The sequence below is a fragment of the Bacillus cereus genome, from assembly GCF_007678085.1.
GTDB lineage: Bacteria > Bacillota > Bacilli > Bacillales > Bacillaceae_G > Bacillus_A > Bacillus_A cereus_BE.
In genome coordinates this window covers 53,897-71,571 of sequence record NZ_VEDW01000004.1, presented here as the reverse complement: position 1 = coordinate 71,571, position 17,675 = coordinate 53,897, and the positions used below count along the sequence as shown (strand labels likewise).

Here is a 17,675-nt window from a genome sequence, read left to right as displayed (position 1 = left end):
TTTTTGATTAAGGAAGGGGAAATGGTTGTGAAGTTTGATGATCAACGCTTACTAGGGGTACGATTAGGCTCTGTACTTGTAACAGAGGAAAATCAATATTTAGTAATTAAGAAAAAAGATCATTATGCATTATTAAATATACATAATTTAGAATGCACACATGTTGAAGTGCAGTTAGAACATATTGAAGAAATGTTGCAGGAAGATTTTCAAGAAAGTATAACGGAGATTATCGCACCAGAACATATAAAAATTGTTGCGAAAAATGTAATATAAATAAAGAAGTTGGAAGGAACAGCTTCTTTATTTTCTTTATAAGGATAATGTTTTTAACACGTCACCAATAATCCCTTCCATTTGATGAACACCTAAGTCAGTGTTCGTCATAATAACAGCACCGTTACCTCGGTATGGATAGCATACCATCATACATTGAAATCCCACGCCCCATCCAAGTGAATACATTTTTAAGTCTTCGTTAGAATCATCTAGAAAAACACCTAATCCAGTCCATTTTGAGCAACCTTGAGGGGAAATCACATCTTGTCCTAATTTTTGAGAAAGTTTTAGTCTACCTTTTCCTTGTAAGGAATGAATGATTTCAATTACTAAAGTTGATAAGTCTGTTGGTGTTGTCCAAATACCTGAAGAAGCTGCGAATGGATAAAATGGATACTTCTCATTTGTAACAGTACCATCTTTATTATGCCCACAAGCAAAGGCCTCCATTTTATTTATATCTTTAGTAGAGAATACGGTACTATTCTTTAGCTGCAGTGGCTGAAAGATATATTCTTCAAGTAAAAGATTGAATGGTTTTCCAGTTATATCTTTAAGTAGTAGTTCAATAATGCAAAAGTTTGCATCAGAGTAGTGAAATTCACTTTCTGGTTTATAAGTCACTTCAATAGGTATGGAGCAATATGATGTTTTACCAGCAAGTAGTTCAGCTATTTTTGGTCGCCTTTGTGCAAGTGTATAATGTTCAAAACTATTAGGAGGATCAATAATTCCAGATTGGTGGCTTAATAAATTTCGTAACGTAACTTTTTTCTGTGAGGTAAATAGATTGGTAGGTATGTTCCAAGATGTGAGTTTAACATTTACGTCTTCGTCTAAATGTACGATTTCTTGATCTGATAACGTTAATACAAGCATTGTAGTGAAGAATTTACTAATTGAGCAAGAATTGAATAGGGAATCCGTAGTGACAGTTCTAGTTGTTCCAGATTCAAGTGTTCCAAAAGTAATCGCTTCGTCTAGTTTGCCGTCACGTATAACGGCAAGACTTAAACCTGCAACGGAATATTGGTTCATTTTCTCGTATATATTGTTACTTTTTAAGTTCATAGTGACTCCTTTCTTTGAAAAGACAGAATGTTAGTTCTATTATACAGTAGTTATATAGAGAGAATGAGAGAAAAAGAAAAAACTTCATCTTTTATCGATGAAGTTTTTTTAGTTAATTCGAAGTGAATGTTTTAAAAAATTTATCTCGGTACATGTACATTAGCCATGAGGTTGTTAGTAAGGAAATAATGCTTACTTTGTTTTTAATTGGCGCATTGAAAACAAGCCAGCCAACGATATCAAATAATAAATGTAGTGCAATTGAAAGAACTACAAATTGTAGTAATGTCTTAAAAAATCTTTTCATGAAGTGCCTCCTAAAATAAAAGGTTGTATCAACAATGCTGTACATTACTATTATACATTAAATATTTTTTGTGGTAAAATTTACATAATCTAGTGAAATAAAACAAATGAAAGCTAATAGGAGGGATAGTCATGGAATTTTGGATGATCATACCGATAGCGGTCTTTGGGTTTATTTATATTGCTGAAAAATTAAATAGAATCGAAAAGAAAACGGATGCACGTTTAAAGAGGATGGAAGATAGATTACAGCTAATTTCGAAAGAAATGGGAATCGTAGATAGAGAACCTGAAATTAATAAAGAGTTGCGTCAGCTTATGGAAGAAGGAAAAACAGTTACAGCAGTTAAGAGAGTAAGAGAGGCTTTTGGGTTTTCCTTATTAGAAGCGAAGCAATATGTTGATAAATTATAAAAAAGATCATCCGATTGGATGGTCTTTTTTTACTGAACCATACGTGTATTTACATAGGCAGCGATTATAACGTGTCCAATTATAATGATAGGAAATACGATTTTTACATTAGGAGTAAGGAAGATGCTACCAATTGTAGCGATAACACCAGCAATTAAATTATAAAGACCAACTATTTTTGATAACTTTATTTTATCTGACACACGGCGTTCATTGAATCCTGATAAGAGCCAAGTGTATTGTTTAACTCCGATGAAATAGGCTAGTGCAAATGAAATGATTGCTAGTATGAATAATGATGGAGAAGCGAAGAGAGCCATTGAAAACACCTCCGTTAAAGGGCTATAAATAAATTATAGTATGAATGTTATAATTTAACAAAATAGATTTTAAGTGTAATAGAAAAACAGAGTATTTATCATGAAGGGAGATTAAGTATGAATATTGTGGAATTCCAGAGATATGTATTAAATTTCAGTAAAGAAAAAGGATTTCAAGATACAACAATTGAAGAGCGTACGATGTATGCGATGGCGGAATTAGGTGAATTAGCGGAAGTTATATTAAAGCGTGATAAAATACAAGATTCGAAAAGAGAGATTGGTTTAGAAATGTTTGATGTCATTTGGAATGTATGTGATTTAGCAAACAAGTTAGAAATTGATTTAGAGAAGGCATTTGAAGAAAAAATGAGGATTAACAATAAACGTAAATGGTAAGTGGAATATTAATGTGTAAAGATGGGTGATACGAATGAAAAAGAAGCTTATTATAGGAGGAGTCTTTACCTTAATTAGTGTAATGAGTGTTTTCGCTTACTTAGTTTTTCAAGGCATATTTATTCTGAATCAAATAAGTGCGGATAAGTATGAAATAAAAGGTGTAGATGTTGCGTCATATCAAGGTGATATAGATTGGAGGGAGTTGGAAAAGCAAAATATGAAGTTTGCGTTTATAAAGGCTACTGAAGGAAGCGCTTTTGTGGATAAGTACTTTTCGAAAAATTGGACGCATGCGAATAAGACAGGTATGCGCGTCGGAGCGTATCATTTTTTTAGTTTTGATAGTAAGGGTGAAACACAAGCAGAGCAATATATACGAACTGTTCCAAAATATAAACAAGCATTGCCACCCGTAATTGATGTTGAGTTTTATGCTAACAAAAAAGATAATCCACCTAAGCGTGAAGATGTTGTGAAAGAGTTGTCGGTCATGATTGAAATGCTAGAAAAACATTACGGTAAGAAAGTAATATTGTATGCAACTCAAGAGGCATATGATTTGTATATAAAGGATGCGTATCCCCAATGTGATATATGGATTCGTAGTGTTTTTACAAAACCGAGTTTATCGGATAAGAGAAAATGGACGTTTTGGCAATACACGAATCGCGGGAGATTAAAGGGTTATAATGGAAAAGAAAAGTATATTGATTTGAATGTATTTTATGGGAATGAGGAAGAGTTTCAGAATTATGGAATAAAAGGTTAAGTTTTAAAGCGTACAAAATTTTGTACGCTTTTTATTAATGGTATGAAAAATATGTAAAAAAGATGGAACAAACTGTTAAGGTTAATTGTCTAATATAGGTAATAACTATTTCGTTTGAAAGAAAGGGTGGAGAAAATGAAAAATACATTATTAAAATTAGGGGTATGTGTTAGTTTACTAGGAATAACTCAATTTGTTAGTACAATTTCTTCTGTGAAAGCGGAACAAAAGCTAGAGCAAAAAGTAATAAAAAATGAGACAGGAACTATTTCAATTTCTCAGTTAAACAAAAATGTATGGGTTCATACGGAGTTAGGTTACTTTAACGGAGAAGCAGTTCCTTCGAACGGCCTAGTTCTTACTACTTCTAAAGGGTTAGTACTTGTCGATTCTTCTTGGGATGATAAACTAACGAAGGAATTAATAGAGATGGTAGAAAAGAAATTTAAGAAGCGTGTAACGGATGTCATTATTACACATGCGCACGCTGATCGAATTGGCGGAATAAAAACGTTGAAAGAAAGAGGAATAAAAGCGCATAGTACGGCATTGACTGCAGAACTAGCAAAGAAAAATGGATATGAAGAACCACTTGCAGACTTACAAACCGTTACAAATTTGAAGTTTGGAAATATGAAAGTAGAAACATTTTATCCAGGGAAAGGACATACAGAAGATAATATTGTCGTATGGTTACCGCAATACAACATTTTAGCTGGAGGCTGTTTAGTGAAATCTACGGAAGCTAAAAATTTAGGAAACGTTGCTGATACTTATGTAAATAAATGGTCTACATCGATTGAGAACGTGCTGAAGCGATATGGAAATATGAATTCAGTAGTGCCTGGTCATGGAGAAGTAGGGGATAGAGGATTACTTTTACATACATTAGATTTGTTGAAATAAGAAACTGTGGGAATATAAAAACGAGGAGAAACAAATTTCTCCTCGTTTTTTTCTAACTATATTTAAATGCAAAGTCTGCATACGTTACTGAGATTTTAATTCTAAGTATACAAATACCAGTACCGTCATAATTGCTATAACAACGTAAGTAGCATCAAGCATTATAAGTGTTTTTAAAGTTTCAGTCATCCTAATTCACCCCTGGTATGAAAATATAACATAATCTCTTATCAATCAGATCAGAGATTATAAAGATAACAATGTAAATGAAATTTCTTAAGTAGATTCTATATAAATATATCATATAAATAATGTAAACATTGTAAAGATAGTGTAAATGTATTGTAAATAAAGTGATTTTTCATAAAATCTTTAATCAAAAAATTGATAGTTCTTCAAAATGAAAAAACGCTATTCTTTCAGTTGAATAATAAAAAGAAATAATAGCGTTTTTGTATGTCTATTTCTGTTAACTTTCTAGTTTATATGTGATTCAGCAATAGTTTAGATATTTGAAAACCTGAACAATATGATTATGTAATGTTTTTTGGTGTCAATAAAAATATTATGTCAACAATGTGAACTGTCACAAATTTTTATATATTATTGTGATTGATATCACATCCTTTTTTCCTAATGGGTATTATGCTTGATTTGTAAGGAATGATTGGGAGAGGGTGGGATGATCATGTTCTGTTATCAATGTGAACAAACGCCAACAGGCGGATGTAAAGTAATCGGTGTTTGCGGTAAAAATGAAACAATTGCAAGTTTACAAGATACGATTGTGTTTGGCTTAAAAGGAATTGCGGCTTATCGTACGCATGCTGCTCAGCTAGGGTATACGGATGCATTTGTAGATGCTACAACGCAAGAAGCACTGTACATGACATTAACAAATTCTAACTTTAATGAACAAGAACATATTGATATGGCTATGAAAGTAGGGAAATCGGCTTTACGAGTGATGGAGTTGTTAGATGAGGCGCATACGAATCACTTTGGTGTTCCAGAGCCTGTTCAAATTACACAAAACCATGTAGAAGGTAAAGCAATTGTAGTTACTGGTCATAATTTATTTGCGTTAGAAGAATTATTAAAGCAAACAGAAGGAAAAGAAATTAATATTTATACGCATTCTGAAATGTTACCAGCACACGGGTATCCGCAGCTGAAAAAATATAAGCATTTAAAAGGAAACATCGGTAAGGCATGGTATGATCAACGACGTCTTTTTGAAAAATTTACAGGTGCCATATTAGCGACAACGAACTGTGTGATGCCAATTAAAGGATCATACTCTGATCGATTCTTTTCATATGATATTGCAGGTTTAGAGGGTGTGCAAAAAATTGAAAGTGATGATTTCACGCCGTTGATTGAAAAAGCGCTAGAACTTCCAGAAGTACATATGGAGTCGGATGAACAGTTAGTAACAGGGTTTCATCATAATACAGTATTATCATTAGCTCCAGAAATTATTGAAGCGGTAAAAGAAGGAAAGATTAAGCGTTTCTTTGTCATCGCAGGTTGTGATGCACCAGGAAAAGGCGGAGAATATTATCGTGAATTAGCAACGTCACTTCCGCCAGAAACGGTTATTTTAACGACTTCTTGCGGGAAATTCCGCTTTAATGATGTGGATTACGGTGTTGTACCTGGTACAGAGATTCCGCGTTACATCGATTTAGGGCAATGTAATAATTCAATTTCTACAGTGAAAATAGCAGCCGCTTTAGCAGATGCTTTTCAATGCGAAGTGAACGAATTGCCAGTTAGTATTGTCCTATCATGGTTTGAACAAAAAGCGGTTGCGATTTTACTTGGACTATTTAGTCTTGGTATTCAAGATATTCGCATCGGTCCAAAGGCGCCTGAATTTATTTCACCTGGCGTGCTTGATGTATTACAAGAAACATTCGGTTTGAAACTGATTACAAATGCAGCGGAAGATATGGAAATGATGTTATCGTAACAAAAGGATAATCTGTCTTATTAAAAATAGCTAGCCTATAGCGCTCCAAAACAAAAATGTAGAATATTTGTTTTGGGGTATTTTCTTTTCTTGGCGAGATATGTGGAGAAATTTCTTCAAAAAGAAAAGCGTTGTATCTAATAGGCAATAGATGATTTAAGAAAAATATAAAAATCGAGTTGACATTTACAACTACTCAGTCATACAATGTAGAAGTAATAGGTAATACTGAGTAGTGTTGTTTTTCAAAATGTTTTCAGTAAACAATAGGTAATAGCGGATTTTAGAAAAATTTTGAAAATTAGTTGACATTCATCTCTACTTAGTCATACAATGTAGTTGTAATAAGTAATACTGAATAGTGTAGTTTTACTCAAAAGCTATTCAGTAAAAATTCGCCTTAGTACTCTGTGATACTGAATATAAGTCAGACAGAATAGGGGGTAAAGGAGGATCAGGACATGGAAAATTTAACTGAAATGCTGAAAGGTTCACTGGAAGGGTGTGTACTGGAAATCATTAGCCGCCGAGAAACGTATGGCTATGAGATTACCCGCCACCTGAATGATCTTGGGTTTACCGAAGTCGTGGAAGGGACGGTTTATACTATCCTCGTACGATTAGAAAAGAAAAAGCTTGTGAATATTGAAAAGAAACCATCAGATATGGGACCGCCACGTAAGTTTTATTCATTAAATGAGGATGGCCGTCAAGAGCTTGAACTGTTTTGGAGGAAATGGGATTTTGTATCTTCAAAAATTAACGTCTTGAAGTCAAATTAGCCTCATAATATAAAATGTTCCGGCTCATATTTGGAGAGTTTCTTGTTCTGCTTTATAAAAAAGGAGGAAAATAAGATGTTGGAAATGTTTAAAAAATTAATTGGTGATAAAAAAGAGTACAAAATGATGATGGCACGTGTTGGAGCACTGCCAGAGGACTATCAGTTTGTGTTTAAGAAAATTCAAAATTACATGTGGAATTTCTCAGCCGGTAATGGAATGGATATGCTGCACATACAGTATGAATTAATCGATTTGTTTGAAGCTGGTGCAGCGGAAGGCAGACAAGTGCTTGACATTACTGGGGAGGACGTAGCATCTTTTGCTGATGAACTAGTGACAAACGCTAAAACGTATGTCTCTAAGTATCGTGAAGATTTGAATGAAAGTATTATGAAGAAATTGAGAAAAAAATAAATGCAATTAGTAATACCGACTGATTAGCTGGTTACAAATGTGAATTGCCGCCATCGCTATTCAGTTATATTTTTAAACCACTACTAAGTAATACAGATTATAAGTGATACTAAATAGAGGGTATAGGTAACCTATTTTAATAAGGGGGAAAAAATATGAGCAACGCAGCGATTTCTATAACAGGGTTAAAAAAATCTTTTAAAGATAAAGAAGTCTTAAAGGGAGTGGATTTTGAGGTGCAGCGTGGTGAAATTTTCGCGCTGCTAGGCTCAAACGGGGCGGGAAAGACGACAACGGTCAATATCCTTTCGACGCTAATGAAGCAAGATGATGGTGAAGTGAGTATTTGCGGTTTTGACATCGAGCGACAACCAGATCATGTTCGGCAAAGCATCAGTTTGACAGGACAGTTCGCAGCTTTAGACGGCATGCTTACTGGAAGGGAAAACTTGATAATGATTGCTAAGTTACGTGGTGTTTCTAGTCCCGCCCAAGTTGCTGATAATCTACTTGCAAGATTTAGCCTGACTGATGCGGCCAACCAGAGGGCAGACCAGTATTCAGGTGGGATGAAGCGCCGACTTGATATCGCGATGAGTTTGATTGGGGCGCCAGCAGTTATTTTTCTAGACGAACCAACGACTGGACTTGATCCGGAAGCGCGGATCGAAGTGTGGGATACAGTCAAGGAACTTGCCGGCAGCGGCACAACAATTTTGCTCACGACGCAGTACTTGGAGGAAGCAGAACAACTGGCTGACCGTATCGCTATTTTGCATGGCGGGAAAATTATTACGACAGGTACTCTTACTGAACTGAAAGAGATGTTTCCGCCAGCAAAAGTAGAGTATATTGAGAAGCAGCCGACATTGGAAGAAATTTTCCTTGCGATTATCGGTAAAAAGGGGGAGATGTAAATGAAAAGCAAAACAGGGGTATTACTAGGGCGCTTAATGCGTAATATTATGCGTAGTCCGGATACAATTATTACAGTAGCGATTACACCAATTATGATGATGCTATTGTTTGTCTACGTATTTGGCGGGGCTATAAAGACAGGAACGGATAACTATGTCAATTATTTATTGCCGGGAATTTTGCTAATGGCTATCGCATCCGGTGTGGCTTACACTTCTGTGCGATTATTTACGGATGTAAAGAGTGGGCTAATGGCACGTTTTATTACGATGCCAATTAAGCGCTCATCGATATTGTGGGCTCACGTTTTAACCTCTCTTGTTGCTAATGTTCTTACTATCGTAGTGGTTATTCTTGTTGCGCTCTTAATGGGCTTCCGTTCCAGTGCTAGTATGCTAGAATGGCTTGCAGTAATTGGAATACTAGGAACGTTTACGCTAGCGCTCACATGGCTAGCTATCATTCCAGGGTTGAAAGCGAAGTCAATGGAGGGAGCGACAGCGTACTCGTACCCACTAATTTTTCTACCATTTATTAGTTCAGCATTTGTACCTACTGAAACGATGCCAAAAATTGTTCGTGCATTTGCAGAGAATCAGCCTGTAACTTCAATTGTGAATGCGATTCGTGCCCTCTTATATGAAGGGACTGTTGGTAACGATATTTGGATTGCACTTGCTTGGTGCGTAGGGATCATGATTATCTCGTACTTTTTTGCTAGTAAAGCATTTAAACGTCAGTTAGGGTAAGTGAATTAAGTCATCCGAAATTATATATATTTTTGAAAAAGCACGGGGAGATTTTCCGTGCTTTAATAATACATTCATACTTCACTTAATTGTAATAGTTTTAAAGTAAATAGGAGAATAATGAATTGAATACAAATGCCATGAAATATGGTATGTAAAGCTTAACTAAAATAACTTAAGAATAAACAGAATATTCTATATAAATATAGAGGTTATAGTTGTAATGTGTTATATTTATACTTATAAGGTATATAATGTATATATTAATTGTTTAGGGGATGGAAAAGGGAGAGATTCAAATGAAATGGTATTTATATGCTCTCAAAAACTATGCGAAATTTAGTGGGAGAGCAACGAGAAAAGAGTACTGGATTTTTACTTTAGTTAATAAGGTTACGTTTTGGTCATTAATATATTTTGCCTCATATTCTCCGTCTGTCTTCTATTTAAGAGCCAATATTACTTTGCTATATATAGCAATTTTTATCGTTCCTACTCTGGCAGTGGAAGCTCGTCGATTACATGATAGTGGAAAAACAGGATGGTGGCAGCTATTAAATTTGGTACCATTTGGAGGAGCGGTTCTACTTGTGTTTTGTATCATTGAAAGTGACGAAGGTGAGAATAAGTATGGACCAAATCCACATTTAAATCTTAAACAAGCAATTTAATGTATGTATAGTAAACTCTAATATAAAAAGGTGTGAACTAAAAGCTAGTTCACACCTTTTTATTGTATTATTCTTAGAAGCTTCGTTTAGCTTTGATAGCAAATACAATGTTTTCCCTAGGAACTTAAAAATATGGACAACTGGTAACGAATTAAATTCAATATTTTCAGGTGTAACCGATCGCTGCTTATGGTGAATATAAACATAACCTCTCTTGGAAATCGTTTAATACTTCTTCAGGCATTTCCTTGATTGTAAGATCTTTCCCTAAGAAAAGTAGCCAATTTGTCATCTCTGTCACTTCATCGGAATTGTGAACATCGATAAATGTTTTTAAAATAGCTGTAGATTGGTAAGGATTTGTATAAGATATAGAAACTTTGAAAGGATGGTATTTTTTGTACTGGGCAATTGCTTTTGGACCAAGTTCAAGTACAAGGTTAATTGCTTCGTCCTTCTTACTGAGTTTTTCTAAAATCTTTTTCTTATTTAATCTCTTTTTCGGCGTGTACGGTTCGATATTGATAAGGTCATCGACAGGAAACATCATCTTCTTTTCTGCTTTTAAGTCAAATCCTTCAATGGTCCAATTGCCTTTTTCTTTATAAAGATGAAGTAAATAAATAGGATAAGACTTGGTTTCTTTCTCTTCTTTGGTTGTAATCAATAAATGTCTATCCAAAAGAAGGATTTGGATGAGTTTTTCTAACATAGGGTGGGGGAGGTCAGAAAGCTCAAGTAAATCGGGATTATGAGGATTAGTCCCTTCAAAAAGTAAGAGTTGATTTAAAACAACAAGGTCATCTTGCTGTGTTTCTGAGATGAGTCCTAGTAGTTTTTCGGCTAAAGACTGGCGGCTCTTTAGGTAGGGAAGTTGTTGATTTCTTGTAGCCATAAAGGCAATAAAAAGTGCTTTGACTTCGTTATCAGTAAAACGAACAACGGGCAGGATAGAATTATGCATGACAAAATATCCACCAGTTCGCCCAACTTCAGCGACAAGTGGCATGCCCATAGCTTCAATTTCTCTAATGTCTCTAATAGCTGTCGATCGTGATATGTTAAATTCTCGTATGATTTCAGTAATTGTAAAGTGGGAGCGGTTGTTGATATACCGCATAATTGTATTAATCCGTTCAACTTTTTTCATTTGAGTCTCCTAAACAGTATCATTTTTTGACATGATTTAAAGATATTATAAACGTATCAGATGAAAAGATAAATCATTTGATTCATTTTAAAAGAAGGCAGGTTTTGAATATGAAAAATTATACGATTGAAGAAAAAGATAGCTTTATTGTGTTAGGTATTGGAACTGAAATTAAGAGCGAATACACAGACTTTGCGGGAATAAATAAAGAAAAGGAAGACTTTTGGTCAGCTGTTAAAGAAGATGGAAGGTTGGACACTTTAAAAGCTCTCGCTACAAATGAATACATTTTTTCTGTTAGCGAAGCGGTGAATAACAAGATGATGTATTATGCTGGTGTCATGACAGAAGCACAAATAGAAGAAGAATCTAGAGTGATCCAGTTTCCGAAGGGAGAATACTTAGTAGTAAAAGGGGAAGACAAAACGGCTGAAGAGCTAAGTAATAAGCTGACTGGCATTGCCTTCGGTCAAGCTTTACGAGAAGCAACGGAGTTTGCTTATGTTGGGGGACCAAATACAACGGTTGAGATGGGACAGAGAGACGGCTTAGTATATGGTGAAATGTGGATTCCAGTTGTTAGGAAGTAAAGTAATAAAAGGTACGAATATGGAAAGTAAAGGCTAACAATCTTGAATTGTTAGCCTTTTTGACATGATAAAATATTCATGCTGCAACACATTATGTTCTGGTAAAATGGAATAAAAGGAAATTAATGTAAGGTGGTGGCGATTTGAATAAAAAAAGGATATTTGAGCTATTCATAGTAGTGTTTGTTTTTCTATTCCTTCATGTAAGCACATATACCAATGAGAAATTTAACGATAAATTCGGTTCCTTTACTTTCGTTGTTTTATTTCTTATCGTTTATATCAACGCTATATTTATAGAACGATATTTTGATGATATACAAAAGTGGATTCGAAATATCACAATTTGTTTTGCTTTGTTAGTAGTTGCTGTAGTATCACTATGGATAGGTTATTTTTAAATCTCTGTTTAAGAGAAGAAGAGGTATATCATTACCATAAATTCGATCCGATTATATTACTTAGTTACATCGACTGATATTAATCTTTTTTCTCCTTAATCATGATAAAATGTACAATAGGAAATTTTATGTAACATGAAGGGGGAAGAGTTATGGTGAGCTTTAGTACTTTGTTAGCCTTTGCAATTGTTTCGCTTAGCATGGTTTGTTCACCAGGGCCTAATATGATTTATCTCATTTCTCGTTCCATTACGCAAGGACGTATGGCAGGATTTATTTCTCTCTTGGGCATTATGCTCGGATTTGTCATTTATATAATCGCAACAATGTTCGGACTTACAGTTCTATTCCTTGCAGTACCCGCTGTCTACGAAGCAGTCAAGTGGGCAGGTGCCGCTTACTTGCTTTGGCTCGCCTGGAATTCGATAAAACCGGGTGCTACTTCTATTATGGAACCTCGTACTATTTCTAATGAGCCACCACGGAATTTATTTCTAATGGGACTTATGACTAATCTTCTAAATCCAAAGATTGCTATTTTGTATGTGTCACTGTTACCTCAATTTGAAGATCCTGAGAAGGGATCGTTACTTCTACAAGGTGCAGTTTTAGGCCTTACGCAAATCACTGTTAGTTTTATAGTCAACCTTCTAATTGTGTTTACAGCAAGCAAAATTGCTACATGGTTTGGCACACGCCCAACGTGGCTGCGAGTGCAGCGTTGGCTTATGGCAAGTGTATTAACGGGTCTTGCTGTACGTCTTGCTTTTGAACGCCGACAGTAGGAGTATCTAAAAATTTGAAGATCTTTTTTATGTTACGGAAGGAATGCCATTTTTTATATAAATATATGAATAAACCCCTCTCATAAACAGAAGATACTTTTTATGAGAGGGGTTTATTCAATTTAAGCCTATAAAAATTGAATGCAAGCAATGCAAGTTCTCACTTATCTAGAATAAGAGAAAAGATGATGTTTTATTTGTTCAATAAAATACTGATGGTGGATATTATCGTTCGATACTCGACTTGCCATAATAGCGCCCTCCATTGAAGATGCAAGAAAAGAAGCGAGCGATCTAATGTCTATATCTTCTTTAAGTTCATGTTTCTCTATTCCTTCTTTTATGAGAGAAGCCATTAACATTACTGTATCATCATAACCTTTTGCTGCTGCTGTTTGTAATTCTGGGAATACGCCAGTACTTTCAATTGCGCTATTAAGCAATGGACAGCCTCCAGCAATAGGGGGATTATTAGCTGCATCTTGATATACAAGGAAAATTGCAAGAATTTTATCGATTGCTGTCTTTTTATTTTCCATTGCTTTATGAAAATGCCCCCACATAATCTCACCACTTTTGTCGTAGGCAGCAAGGACAATTTCTTCTTTATTTTTGAATCTACGATAAATAGACCCTTTAGGTAGTTCAGTAGCTGTCATTATATCCTGGATGGATGTGCGAGTTATCCCATTAGTATTAAATAAATATAAAGATGTTTCAATAATTTTTTCCTTTACCGTATCAACTTTAGTCATGCTTTGTAGTCCTCCTAATAAAACCGAGCTTAATATTCCAGGTAATGTTTATCCTCTATTTTTTTGTAAGTATAAATAAGTGTGAAGCAAAAATATAGTATCAATTCCTATCTTATGGAAACCTCAAATAGTACAGTTTGAACAGAGGTTAATCAAATTGTATTATTTATAATTTTTAAATGAATTTTCTGTCAAAAATAACATGATCAATTGTTTAATTTATTCATGTTAGAAAACTAATTTTACCTAAAATCGTAGAAGATGTAAAAATATATAGTTAATTTGAGTGCATAGACATATGAGTATTATATATAATCTTCATCAATATGTTTAGCTAAAGTGTTTGAACTACTCCCACTTTTACTTCTTATATAATAATATCTCTCGCAGTTCTTGTGGATAAAAGCCTGATCACTTCATTCTATAAAAGAAATAATTAATGAGTACTGGAATGTGATTGTAAATAAGAAACCGAGTTATAAATATATTTGCTTTTTTCTATTTTGTTAATCATTTGTAAAAAGGGTTTAAAAAACTAGAAACTTATAGTATCATTATATTCCGGACCGGACCGTTCGGTCTGTTAACTTGTATGAATATATTTTGGAAGGAGAACTTTATGCAGAAAGAAAAATCAAAGATTGTAGGTAATTTAATTAGGAGGATAACAAAATGAACTTTATAAAAATGAATAAAAAAGAACTTATTATGTTAGTAATCTTTACACTGTTTGTACCATTTCAAATTGGCTTGTTCATATTATTTGGCATATCACTTTTAACTAATGTCAATTTAGTTGAATCAGAATTTCTTCTTAGTGCCATCGGTTTTACTGTATCTGCTATTGTAGGAATAATTTTCTTTAGGAAAGAAATCATTCAAAGTTTTACTTATTTTAAAGAGAAAACAATTTTGAAAATAGTGAGTATTCCTATGGTGGTTTTACTTATGATGATTATTGAAAATTCTATTATGCATTTTCTAGCAACTGGTCAGCCAGAGAATCAAGAACAGCTCCTTGAAAGGGGTGGGGAGGTATCTCTTATATTTACATTGCTTGTATTTGGTATTCTGGGTCCAATACTTGAAGAAATTGTGTTTCGTTATATTTTAATAAATCGCTTTTCACATTATATTGGTACTGCTATTGCATCTATCATTTCGATTCTAATCTTTACATTCCTTCATACGAACCAGCTTTCGGATTATGCCATTTATTTACCAGGCGCGGTGATACTTACTATTGCTTATCTAATTTCTAAAAGATCCCTTGCATATGTCATAGCGATACATATGTTAAACAATTGCCTTAGTTTCATATTGTAAGAAGTTAGCCTTGCATCTGTTACAGAGTTAAAAAACTAGAAACGGATATTGATAACTCATTAGATAGTCAACTAATGAGTTATGTAATTCCTTTTGTACGTCGAAAAAACGCACTTCGTGAAGAAAATTTGATATATATGGAGACTGGGACTTACTTAAAAATCCAAAAGTAATATTAGCTTATCTAAAAGGAGATAATCAAAAATATGCAGATAAGACATATTATGATAATCAAGAAAGATAACAATAGAGAAAATCGGTAGGAAATAGTGAGAACAGTAGATATTCTTACATATAATGAAAGTCCAACTTAATTTAATAGATATTATAAGAAAACCATTGATTAGCCTTTTTTCAAATCAATGGTTTTTATTTTTTTATAAAAATATTTTTTGACCCCCATAAAACTTTGTATTCCTCCGAATATGTATAGAGAAGAAAAATGATTATGAGAGAATATTGAAGTGTTAATAAAATTGCTAGATTAATTGAGGAAGCCGAGAGAAAAGGCTGAAATTACCAGAAATATAGAGAAGAGTTATTTAAAGATTGCAGATAAAATAGAAAAAGGGCAAGCAAAAAATATAAGAAATGAAAATGCAGATTTAACTTTTATATAAACAGAACAGAATAATCATTAAGAAAACGATGAGGAAAGTCGTTTTTGAAAAATATGAGCAAGAAGACAAGCTCAAAGAAAAGTACTAACAAAATGTGGTTGAATGATCACTTGTTTAGTGACCATTTTGCTATGTGAAGGAGGCTGGGAGATTACAAGTGTTGAGTTTAGTAATGAAGATCTTAAGAAAACCAAAAATAGAAGATATCGTATATAACATACAAAATAACGAAGAAGATAAAGAAGCTTTTATCGTGCAGTATCAGCCGTTTATTAGAAAATCAATCTCGTCTGTCTGCCGCCGATATATTACAGAACAGGATGATGAATATAGTATTGGATTGTTTGCATTTAATGAAGCAATAGAAAAGTATTCATATAAAAAGGGGAAATCTTTTCTAGCGTTTGCTGATCTTCTTATAAAAAGAGATGTAATTGACTATATACGCAAGGAGTCAAAGCATAACCTTGTCTTTTTAAAAGAAGATGAGCAAGAGGAAATGTTAGAAATGCAAGTATCACTTACGGAGTATATGAAAGAGATGGAAAATAGTAACCGTAAGGAGGAAATTCTTCATTTTCAAACTGTGTTAGCTGAGTTTAAAATCACATTTTTAGAGCTTGCTAAAGAATCTCCTAAGCATCGTGATACGCGTGAACACTTAATAGAGATTGTGAAGATTATTATAAAAGAAGAGGAAATGATGGAAGATCTGTTCCGAAAGAAAAAATTACCGCTTAAACATATTGAACCGCGTGTTAGGGTAAGTCGTAAAACGTTGGAGCGACATAGAAAATACATTATTGCAATGTGTATTATCTTTGCAAACAACTATACATATATTCTTGATTACATAAGAGGGGGGAAGAATGATGAATAAAGGAATTGTAATGGATATAAAAAAACATAACGTAGTTGTATTAACTCCAAATGGAGAGTTTATTACGTTTAAAAGAAAAGCGCACTCTTACATGGTTGGGGAGGAAATCTCGTTTGATGAAGAAGAACAAAGGTCACCGCGTTTTACAATGCCTCCTTTTTTAAAGCCTGCATCAATACTTGTTACTTGTTGTCTATGTGTGTTTCTGTTTTTCTACAACCAACCGGAAGAAAAAGCTTTTGCTTATGTTTCAGTTGATATAAATCCAAGTTTAGAGGCGAGCGTAACGAAGGATCTTCGTGTTATAGATTTGCGAGCTTGTAATGATGATGGAAGGCGTATTTTAAAAGAAATGAAGCAATGGGAAAATAAACATGTGCAAGACGTAATACGTACTATTATAAAGCTGAGTCAAGAAGATAAGTACTTAACGAATGATAAGGAAGTTATGTTAACAGCTGTTGCAAAGGACAAGTTGCTTGAACCACAGTTGGAAAAGGCTATGCAGGAATTAAAGAAAGAGTATGCGATAAAACATGTTACAGTCGTATATCAAACCAGTACGATGCAAGTACGCGAGAATGCCAAGAAAGCAGGAATTGGGACAGGGGTTTATATAAAGCAAGAGAATGAGAAGAATAAACCGCTTACGCCTCCTGCCACGCCGTCTAATCCGGTGGAAAACGAAGAAGAAGTGCAATCACAGCCGGAGTCATCTCCTTATGTATCACCAGATTTGTCTTCTGTAAAAGACAAAAAATATGAGAAGCCAGAACATCAAGAACAAAAGAAAACAGAGGAACAGCCATCTAGGCAAATAAAAGAAAATAATGGACAACAGCAAGGAAATAACGGAAGAGGATCTCAGCAAGAAAATAGAGGATCCCAACAAGGAAATAATGAGAATGAGCAAGGTAACAATGGAAGAGGATCCCAACAAGGGAATAATGGAAATCAGCAAGGTAACAATGGAAGAGGATCCCAACAAGGGAATAATGGGAATGAGCAAGGTAACAATGGAAGAGGATCCCAACAGGGGAATAATGGGAATGAGCAAGGTAACAACGGAAGAGGATCCCAACAAGGGAATAATGGAAATCAGCAAGGGGACAATGGAAGAGGATCCCAACAAGGGAATAATGGGAATGAGCAAGGTAACAATGGAAGAGGATCCCAACAGGGGAATAAT

At 34.3% G+C, this 17,675-nt stretch carries 22 protein-coding genes and 1 pseudogene; 18 read left to right on the top strand and 5 right to left on the bottom strand.

Features of this window, described 5'->3' with window-relative positions; translation table 11 throughout:
* The first annotated feature begins 27 nt into the window (after positions 1–27).
* Positions 28–276, top strand: coding sequence for a hypothetical protein (locus FS742_RS17620; protein WP_000666946.1), 249 nt, complete (start codon positions 28–30; stop codon positions 274–276).
* A 36-nt stretch (positions 277–312) separates the two neighbouring features.
* On the opposite strand, the gene FS742_RS17615 is transcribed toward FS742_RS17620, so the two are convergent.
* Positions 313–1,350, bottom strand: coding sequence for a serine hydrolase domain-containing protein (locus FS742_RS17615; protein WP_144614018.1), 1,038 nt, complete (start codon positions 1,348–1,350; stop codon positions 313–315).
* A 112-nt stretch (positions 1,351–1,462) separates the two neighbouring features.
* The gene (locus tag FS742_RS17610) at positions 1,463–1,657 is read right to left on the bottom strand and encodes a hypothetical protein (protein ID WP_144614016.1); all 195 of its coding nucleotides are present in this window, start codon (positions 1,655–1,657) and stop codon (positions 1,463–1,465) included.
* Between the two features lie 131 nt (positions 1,658–1,788).
* On the opposite strand from FS742_RS17610, the gene FS742_RS17605 reads away from it, so the two are divergent.
* Complete coding sequence (locus FS742_RS17605) at positions 1,789–2,070, top strand: hypothetical protein (protein WP_000397706.1); 282 nt, start codon at positions 1,789–1,791, stop codon at positions 2,068–2,070.
* A 29-nt stretch (positions 2,071–2,099) separates the two neighbouring features.
* On the opposite strand, the gene FS742_RS17600 is transcribed toward FS742_RS17605, so the two are convergent.
* Entirely contained in the window at positions 2,100–2,390 is a 291-nt protein-coding gene (locus FS742_RS17600; protein WP_144614014.1) for a DUF3784 domain-containing protein, read from the bottom strand.
* A gap of 117 nt (positions 2,391–2,507) precedes the next feature.
* On the opposite strand from FS742_RS17600, the gene FS742_RS17595 reads away from it, so the two are divergent.
* The 9 genes from FS742_RS17595 to FS742_RS17555 all read left to right on the top strand — a co-directional run bounded on the left by FS742_RS17595 (position 2,508) and on the right by FS742_RS17555 (position 9,979).
* Entirely contained in the window at positions 2,508–2,789 is a 282-nt protein-coding gene (locus tag FS742_RS17595) for a MazG nucleotide pyrophosphohydrolase domain-containing protein (protein ID WP_144614013.1), read from the top strand.
* A 34-nt stretch (positions 2,790–2,823) separates the two neighbouring features.
* Entirely contained in the window at positions 2,824–3,561 is a 738-nt protein-coding gene (locus tag FS742_RS17590) for a glycoside hydrolase family 25 protein (RefSeq protein ID WP_144614011.1), read from the top strand.
* A 135-nt stretch (positions 3,562–3,696) separates the two neighbouring features.
* On the top strand, positions 3,697–4,467 hold the full coding sequence (gene bla2, locus FS742_RS17585; RefSeq protein WP_144614009.1) for a BcII family subclass B1 metallo-beta-lactamase: 771 nt from the start codon (positions 3,697–3,699) through the stop codon (positions 4,465–4,467).
* Positions 4,468–5,155: 688 nt separating this feature from the next.
* Entirely contained in the window at positions 5,156–6,442 is a 1,287-nt protein-coding gene (hcp, locus tag FS742_RS17580) for a hydroxylamine reductase (protein ID WP_144614007.1), read from the top strand.
* 461 nt (positions 6,443–6,903) lie between these two features.
* Positions 6,904–7,224, top strand: coding sequence for a PadR family transcriptional regulator (locus FS742_RS17575; protein WP_002087595.1), 321 nt, complete (start codon positions 6,904–6,906; stop codon positions 7,222–7,224).
* A 75-nt stretch (positions 7,225–7,299) separates the two neighbouring features.
* Positions 7,300–7,641 (top strand): DUF1048 domain-containing protein, encoded by a 342-nt coding sequence (locus FS742_RS17570; RefSeq protein WP_144614005.1) that lies wholly within the window; start codon positions 7,300–7,302, stop codon positions 7,639–7,641.
* Between the two features lie 155 nt (positions 7,642–7,796).
* Positions 7,797–8,558, top strand: a complete 762-nt coding sequence (locus FS742_RS17565; RefSeq protein ID WP_144614003.1) for an ABC transporter ATP-binding protein — start codon at positions 7,797–7,799, stop codon at positions 8,556–8,558.
* Positions 8,559–9,308: an ABC transporter permease gene (locus FS742_RS17560; RefSeq protein WP_144614001.1), complete on the top strand. Its 750-nt coding sequence runs from the start codon at positions 8,559–8,561 to the stop codon at positions 9,306–9,308.
* Between the two features lie 299 nt (positions 9,309–9,607).
* A complete protein-coding gene (locus FS742_RS17555) occupies positions 9,608–9,979 on the top strand; it encodes a DUF805 domain-containing protein (protein ID WP_087984099.1) in 372 nt (123 codons plus the stop codon).
* Between the two features lie 187 nt (positions 9,980–10,166).
* On the opposite strand, the gene FS742_RS17550 is transcribed toward FS742_RS17555, so the two are convergent.
* On the bottom strand, positions 10,167–11,129 hold the full coding sequence (locus tag FS742_RS17550; RefSeq protein WP_144613999.1) for a helix-turn-helix transcriptional regulator: 963 nt from the start codon (positions 11,127–11,129) through the stop codon (positions 10,167–10,169).
* A 110-nt stretch (positions 11,130–11,239) separates the two neighbouring features.
* Between FS742_RS17550 and FS742_RS17545 the strand changes: the two genes are divergently transcribed.
* The 3 genes from FS742_RS17545 (at position 11,240) to FS742_RS17535 (ending at position 12,905) form a co-directional block, all read left to right on the top strand.
* Positions 11,240–11,719, top strand: a complete 480-nt coding sequence (locus tag FS742_RS17545; RefSeq protein WP_144613997.1) for a GyrI-like domain-containing protein — start codon at positions 11,240–11,242, stop codon at positions 11,717–11,719.
* Positions 11,720–11,862: 143 nt separating this feature from the next.
* Positions 11,863–12,120, top strand: a complete 258-nt coding sequence (locus FS742_RS17540; protein WP_144613995.1) for a DUF3963 domain-containing protein — start codon at positions 11,863–11,865, stop codon at positions 12,118–12,120.
* Between the two features lie 152 nt (positions 12,121–12,272).
* The gene (locus FS742_RS17535; RefSeq protein WP_144613993.1) at positions 12,273–12,905 is read left to right on the top strand and encodes a LysE family translocator; all 633 of its coding nucleotides are present in this window, start codon (positions 12,273–12,275) and stop codon (positions 12,903–12,905) included.
* Positions 12,906–13,069: 164 nt separating this feature from the next.
* Here the strand turns inward: FS742_RS17535 and FS742_RS17530 are convergent, their stop codons facing one another.
* A complete protein-coding gene (locus FS742_RS17530; protein ID WP_144613991.1) occupies positions 13,070–13,660 on the bottom strand; it encodes a TetR/AcrR family transcriptional regulator in 591 nt (196 codons plus the stop codon).
* Positions 13,661–14,332: 672 nt separating this feature from the next.
* Between FS742_RS17530 and FS742_RS17525 the strand changes: the two genes are divergently transcribed.
* From FS742_RS17525 to FS742_RS17510, 4 genes and pseudogenes are all read left to right on the top strand, one after another.
* Positions 14,333–14,986, top strand: a complete 654-nt coding sequence (locus FS742_RS17525) for a CPBP family intramembrane glutamic endopeptidase (protein ID WP_144613989.1) — start codon at positions 14,333–14,335, stop codon at positions 14,984–14,986.
* A 121-nt stretch (positions 14,987–15,107) separates the two neighbouring features.
* Positions 15,108–15,230 (top strand): annotated as a pseudogene (locus FS742_RS17520) (glycosyl transferase family 2); the annotation flags it as partial.
* A gap of 533 nt (positions 15,231–15,763) precedes the next feature.
* Positions 15,764–16,486 (top strand): RNA polymerase sigma factor SigI, encoded by a 723-nt coding sequence (gene sigI / locus FS742_RS17515; protein ID WP_144613987.1) that lies wholly within the window; start codon positions 15,764–15,766, stop codon positions 16,484–16,486.
* Positions 16,479–17,675: anti-sigma factor domain-containing protein (locus FS742_RS17510; protein ID WP_313956676.1), on the top strand; the 1,197-nt coding region annotated here is incomplete at its 3' end. The genes sigI and FS742_RS17510, both read left to right, overlap by 8 nt.

Excerpts from the sequence above, each read along its gene's own strand:
- FS742_RS17600 (WP_144614014.1), bottom strand. The coding sequence starts at position 2,390 with ATGGCTCTCTTCGCTTCTCCATCATTATTCATACTAGCAATCATTTCA.
- bla2 (WP_144614009.1), top strand. The coding sequence starts at position 3,697 with ATGAAAAATACATTATTAAAATTAGGGGTATGTGTTAGTTTACTAGGA.
- FS742_RS17570 (WP_144614005.1), top strand. The coding sequence starts at position 7,300 with ATGTTGGAAATGTTTAAAAAATTAATTGGTGATAAAAAAGAGTACAAA.
- FS742_RS17565 (WP_144614003.1), top strand. The coding sequence starts at position 7,797 with ATGAGCAACGCAGCGATTTCTATAACAGGGTTAAAAAAATCTTTTAAA.
- FS742_RS17560 (WP_144614001.1), top strand. The coding sequence starts at position 8,559 with ATGAAAAGCAAAACAGGGGTATTACTAGGGCGCTTAATGCGTAATATT.
- hcp (WP_144614007.1), top strand. The coding sequence starts at position 5,156 with ATGTTCTGTTATCAATGTGAACAAACGCCAACAGGCGGATGTAAAGTA.
- FS742_RS17530 (WP_144613991.1), bottom strand. The coding sequence starts at position 13,660 with ATGACTAAAGTTGATACGGTAAAGGAAAAAATTATTGAAACATCTTTA.
- FS742_RS17545 (WP_144613997.1), top strand. The coding sequence starts at position 11,240 with ATGAAAAATTATACGATTGAAGAAAAAGATAGCTTTATTGTGTTAGGT.
- FS742_RS17550 (WP_144613999.1), bottom strand. The coding sequence starts at position 11,129 with ATGAAAAAAGTTGAACGGATTAATACAATTATGCGGTATATCAACAAC.
- FS742_RS17605 (WP_000397706.1), top strand. The coding sequence starts at position 1,789 with ATGGAATTTTGGATGATCATACCGATAGCGGTCTTTGGGTTTATTTAT.
- FS742_RS17525 (WP_144613989.1), top strand. The coding sequence starts at position 14,333 with ATGAACTTTATAAAAATGAATAAAAAAGAACTTATTATGTTAGTAATC.
- FS742_RS17615 (WP_144614018.1), bottom strand. The coding sequence starts at position 1,350 with ATGAACTTAAAAAGTAACAATATATACGAGAAAATGAACCAATATTCC.
- FS742_RS17590 (WP_144614011.1), top strand. The coding sequence starts at position 2,824 with ATGAAAAAGAAGCTTATTATAGGAGGAGTCTTTACCTTAATTAGTGTA.
- FS742_RS17575 (WP_002087595.1), top strand. The coding sequence starts at position 6,904 with ATGGAAAATTTAACTGAAATGCTGAAAGGTTCACTGGAAGGGTGTGTA.
- FS742_RS17555 (WP_087984099.1), top strand. The coding sequence starts at position 9,608 with ATGAAATGGTATTTATATGCTCTCAAAAACTATGCGAAATTTAGTGGG.
- FS742_RS17610 (WP_144614016.1), bottom strand. The coding sequence starts at position 1,657 with ATGAAAAGATTTTTTAAGACATTACTACAATTTGTAGTTCTTTCAATT.
- FS742_RS17535 (WP_144613993.1), top strand. The coding sequence starts at position 12,273 with ATGGTGAGCTTTAGTACTTTGTTAGCCTTTGCAATTGTTTCGCTTAGC.
- FS742_RS17595 (WP_144614013.1), top strand. The coding sequence starts at position 2,508 with ATGAATATTGTGGAATTCCAGAGATATGTATTAAATTTCAGTAAAGAA.